This window comes from Candidatus Caldatribacterium sp. (assembly GCA_014359405.1).
Lineage (GTDB): Bacteria > Atribacterota > Atribacteria > Atribacterales > Caldatribacteriaceae > Caldatribacterium > Caldatribacterium oleiphilum.
The window spans coordinates 1-4,462 of sequence record JACIZN010000138.1 but is presented as its reverse complement, the minus strand read 5'-3'; the positions used below and the strand labels follow the sequence as shown (position 1 = coordinate 4,462).

5 protein-coding genes are annotated in these 4,462 nt (G+C 53.8%); all 5 read left to right on the top strand.

Annotated features, from left to right (window positions below; all coding sequences use genetic code 11):
- Positions 1-178: 178 nt before the first annotated feature.
- Positions 179-862: a hypothetical protein gene (locus H5U36_09220; GenBank protein MBC7218294.1), complete on the top strand. Its 684-nt coding sequence runs from the start codon at positions 179-181 to the stop codon at positions 860-862.
- Positions 859-1,092 (top strand): hypothetical protein, encoded by a 234-nt coding sequence (locus H5U36_09215; GenBank protein ID MBC7218293.1) that lies wholly within the window; start codon positions 859-861, stop codon positions 1,090-1,092. The genes H5U36_09220 and H5U36_09215 overlap by 4 nt, the downstream gene beginning before the upstream one ends.
- A 14-nt stretch (positions 1,093-1,106) precedes the next feature.
- Positions 1,107-1,871, top strand: coding sequence for a carboxypeptidase regulatory-like domain-containing protein (locus H5U36_09210; GenBank protein ID MBC7218292.1), 765 nt, complete (start codon positions 1,107-1,109; stop codon positions 1,869-1,871).
- Between the two features lie 193 nt (positions 1,872-2,064).
- Entirely contained in the window at positions 2,065-3,636 is a 1,572-nt protein-coding gene (locus tag H5U36_09205) for a carboxypeptidase regulatory-like domain-containing protein (GenBank protein ID MBC7218291.1), read from the top strand.
- Positions 3,637-3,800: 164 nt separating this feature from the next.
- Positions 3,801-4,462 (top strand): sugar kinase (locus H5U36_09200; protein ID MBC7218290.1); only part of this gene is annotated, 662 nt, incomplete at its 3' end.

Here is a 4,462-nt window from a genome sequence, read left to right as displayed (position 1 = left end):
AAGCAGAGAACGAAAGTGAATCTAATATGTACACTGGGACAGCCATTGGAAGCTTCAACCGGATTTCAAGGGTGAGGGATAGCTTCAACAAGAACAAAAAGTAAGAGAGAAAAAGGGTTTTTTCCCGGGGCCTGGAGCATTCCAGGCCCTCTCTTCTACTCTGAAAGGGGGTCGTTTTGTGAGAAAGATATGGCCGATTGCAATTCTCATTATGGCGTCGGTACTCTTCGTTTCCCTGAGCTCAGCTTTTGCTCTTGGGGAGAGCAGAATAGGAAGAGGCGGAAAAGGAGGGAGCACAAATTTTTCCCTTCCCGGAAGGCTTTCAAGGGGCAATCTCCTGCCTTCCCTGGGTTCTCCTGGGAGTGAGGAGGAAGAATCTCCGGGCTTTTCCTCTTTCTCGTCTTCGGTGAACGCAGACACTCAAGCCCCGTCGAACACGCAAACAGGAACGAACGCGTCTTCCTCCGGGGTCGCTGTTCCCTTGAATCTCGATCTCAACCTCAGCCTTTTCGGCATTTCCATTGATGGTCAGGATATTCTCCAGGGGAACGCTTTAACGAGCGAGCAGCTCGTCCTTCTCTCCCAGAGCGCTACGGCAGACCTTGTGGCCCTCAATGTTGCCACTATTGTCCAGAACAACTTCCAAATCGGCATTAACGTGAACTTTTCCCCCATGATCACCGTGGTTTTCGCAGATAACTCCTGGACTGTGGTAACTGAGACTCCTGGGTCTCCTGGTGGAGGAGAGGACGGAGACACAGAGAGCGAGTCCTCCTCTGGATCGTCCGGTGGAGGAGAGGAAGCTGAGGGTGTGGAAGGCGGACCTTCCCCAGAGACTTTAGGAGAGGAGGGTTCGGCGTGAGGTACTTCCTGTTTTCTCTTACCATTCTCTTGGCCCTTTCAGGTATCTTAGCCGCAGGATGTGAGGATGGGGAAATTGCCCCAAGGATTTCCGAGTACGCTGAAGGCGAAACTACCTACACTGGAACGGTTACGTCCTCCTGGAGCCAGAGCATTTCGGTATCGAGCACCACTGTGGTTACGTGTATCAATGGAGAGTGCGAAGTGTACCACAGTGAGGAAATACGCTGAACGGAGGGAATATTATGAAGAGAATTCTTTTAGGTGTAGCTGCGGTGCTGGCAGCCCTCTTCTTTATCGCTGGATGTTCTCCGGGGCCTGGAGGGAAGGCGCCTGTTGACATCCGGGGAGTGGTTGCCAACCCGGAAAATGCGTGCTATCTTGACTTTGACCCTAACCCGGTCATCCTCGAGGGACTGCCGCTTCCGAATGCCAAAGTCACCATCATCGGGGACCAGGGAAGTCTTATTACGACGACGACCGATAGCCAGGGAGCCTTTCTCTTCCGAGGGTATTCCGGAGAGGCCTATGTACTCTACGCGGAAAAGGACAGCATCCGGGTCAAGCGGGGCATTACTACCGTTGTCGCTTCTCAGGATGTCGGAGAGGCGAACTACTTTACGACGGCCCAGGTCATAGTCTGGGAAGTGGCCAATGAACTCTACCCCGGGGTCATAGCGATAAAAGACATTCCTGGAATCAATCCTGGGGATGAGCTTCCAGAGGCGGTGAAAGCAGTTCTTGCTAACTGTGGAGATGCCCAGGGAGATCCCGGAGTCAGAGCTCTTGCAGAAAGCCTTGTTAACGTTCTCTTTGGCGCTCCAGGAGAAGGAACTGATATTCCTGGAGGAGACGAGCCAGCAGGAACCCCGACTCCTACCCCCATTTCAACTCCTGAGGTAACTCCAACCCCTACTCCTACTTCGCCTCCTACTCCTTCGCCGGGTTGCGCAACCTGTCCGCCCCCACCGTCATTTCCACCTCCTCCACCCCCACCTTTTCCCAGGTGATAGGGCCCCTGTCTTCTGGATAGCAATGTAGAGTTCCCCGGAAAGAGGAACTCTACATTTTCTATTCCATCAGTTTAGGAATAGGAAATATTTCCTATGACTCGAGCGGCGAAAAATAGGAAATGTTACCTATTCCCCTCGCCCTCACTTCCCTCTATTCTTCTTCCGAGATTCCTGCAGGGGAGGTTCCACTATGGTACGAAGGGATTTGTTCCTCTTGCTCATTCTTAGCGGCCTTCTCGGCCTTGTTGTCCTTTCGGGTTGCTTTGCTCCCGCTCAGTTTGGCTCTCCAGAGCGAACGATTATCCGTGGAACCGTAGCAATGCCGGAGGGCAACCGGTGTTTTGCGGTAACCTGTGCGCAACCTCAAGCTTCTGAGGACCACGTTCCTATCCCTCAAGCAGATGTCACCTTGTACGGGGAGAATGGGGATCTCCTTATGGTTGAAACCGATGACTGTGGAACTTACGAGGTAGCCGGGGCCAAGGACTCCTGCTACATCCTTTACGCCCAGGTTCCTGGTGGCAGCGCCCGGGTGAAAAAGGGTTTCACCGTAGAGGGTGGGAAGGTGAACAACGTCGGCGAGGCAAACGTGTACACCACTGCTCAGGTAATTATCTACGAGGTGGCTGTGGAACGGTACGGCAAAGAAGTCGTCAGGTGCAGCGATATCCCGAATTTTGTCCCTACTCCGGCACTCCTTGAGGCTGTTCGGAATGCTCTCCTTCGATGCCACGATCCCCAGAAGGACTGCAACGTCCTCACCCTTGCCCGAAGCGTTGCTGCGAGTTACTTCGGTGCTCCCGGTGGAGTAGCAGGTGGAGGGACCCCTGGTGGTGAAACAGGTGGTGGTGGAGGTGACACAGGTGGCGGTGGCGAAGCAGGTGGTGGCGGTGGCGACACAGGTGGTGGAAGCCAAGTTACAGGGTCAATCACCGTACGGTTGTACTGCAATAACCCCTGTTGCGGGGGTTCCTGTAATGTTGATGACGAACCCCCGGTGAGCGGAGCTACAGTGACTACAAAGGTCAACGGTGAAGATAAGACCTTTATCGAGAGTGAGAATGAAGGGGGAACCTACACCCTGGACAACCTCCCTGTAGGGGAATACACAATTACAATAGATGCTCAGGGGTTCAAAAGTCCGGAATCAGTCACAGTCGAAATTATCGAAGACGATCCCAATCCGGAGCTCGAAATTGGCCTCCTTCCGGAGCCGCCTTCGTCGCTTGCTCTTGCAGATACTTCCTACGATGGTCCAACGTCGGGAACAATCACGATCGATGAAACGGTAGAAGGAAGCTGCTGGCACTTTACCGTTTCCTCCGGCAACTGGTCCTCTGAAGCTTACTGTGGGCAGCCAAATGCGGTGAGTTATATTAACGAGGATTACACAATTGCGGATGTCGAAGTGGCTCCTCCTGCGGTCAACCGGTTGCTGAACCAAGAAGGAGCTTTTGATGCTAATGGTGTTCTTAACCCAGACTACATGGCGGCAATATGGATACTTCTGGGGTACGATAGTTCTAATATTGGGTGCGTGCAGAGCCTTTACACGGAGAATGCGCAAAGTCTTGCTGGTGGTGCTCAAGCTGCCGTGCAAAACGGCTGGTACCCCTGCCCAGGCGATAAGGTCGGGGTCATTATAAAGGTAAGTGATTCTCAGGGTTCCCAAGGTAGTCCACCAGAGGGCCAGGATGTCCTGGTCATAGCGGAAAGTAATTGGAATCCCTGTCCCCCCTTAAATGAACCACAGGCAATGTGAACGCACCAGACCCCTATCCCAGGGTAGGGGTCTGGACTGAACCTTTTAGAGCGACTCCTCTTCCCTCATTAGGTCAGTGCTTTTTCGAGTCCTTGCGCCGGTGTCCTCCTTTCTTAAGTGCACTATGGTATAGTAGTTCCAGGCCTGAAAGGAGGAGTCGAGCAATGCGCGTCGGATGCATGGGAGAACTGCTTGTCGAAATCATGCGGGATCGGGTGGACGTGCCTCTGGGGGTTCCCGGGGTTTTCCTTGGACCGTACCCGAGCGGAGCTCCGGCGATTTTTGCCGATTGCCTTGCCCGCCTGGGGGAAGAGGTGTTCTTTGTCGGAGCTATCGGGAATGACGATTTCGGCTTTCTCATCCTTGAGCGCCTGAAAAGGGACGGAGTGGATACCTCAGGCATCAAGGTCCTTGGGGAGTACACAACTGGTGTGGCCTTTGTGACCTATTTCAGCGATGGCTCCCGAAAGTTCATCTACCACATTTCCCGGGCCGCTTCGGGACAGATTTTCCCGGAGGACGTTCGGGAGGATGACTTTGCAAGACTTGATGTTCTCCACGTCATGGGCTCAACGATGCTCATCAACGAGAACTGCCGGGCTTCGTATGAGAAGGCCATTCGGATTGTGGAGCAGCACGGAAAGAGAATCAGTTTTGACCCCAACTTCCGCCCGGAGCTCCTCGGGAAGGATCGGGCACGGGAACTTTTCTTACCCATTCTGCGGAAGAGCTTCGTCGTTTTCCCGACGGAGGAGGAGCTTGCGGTTCTCACGGGGGAAGAGGATTTCGATCGGGCCTGTGGGAGGGTCCTGGCGGAAGGTCCGGA

Coding starts and splice junctions, on each gene's coding strand:
- H5U36_09210 (MBC7218292.1), top strand. CDS start 1,107: ATGAAGAGAATTCTTTTAGGTGTAGCTGCGGTGCTGGCAGCCCTCTTC.
- H5U36_09205 (MBC7218291.1), top strand. CDS start 2,065: ATGGTACGAAGGGATTTGTTCCTCTTGCTCATTCTTAGCGGCCTTCTC.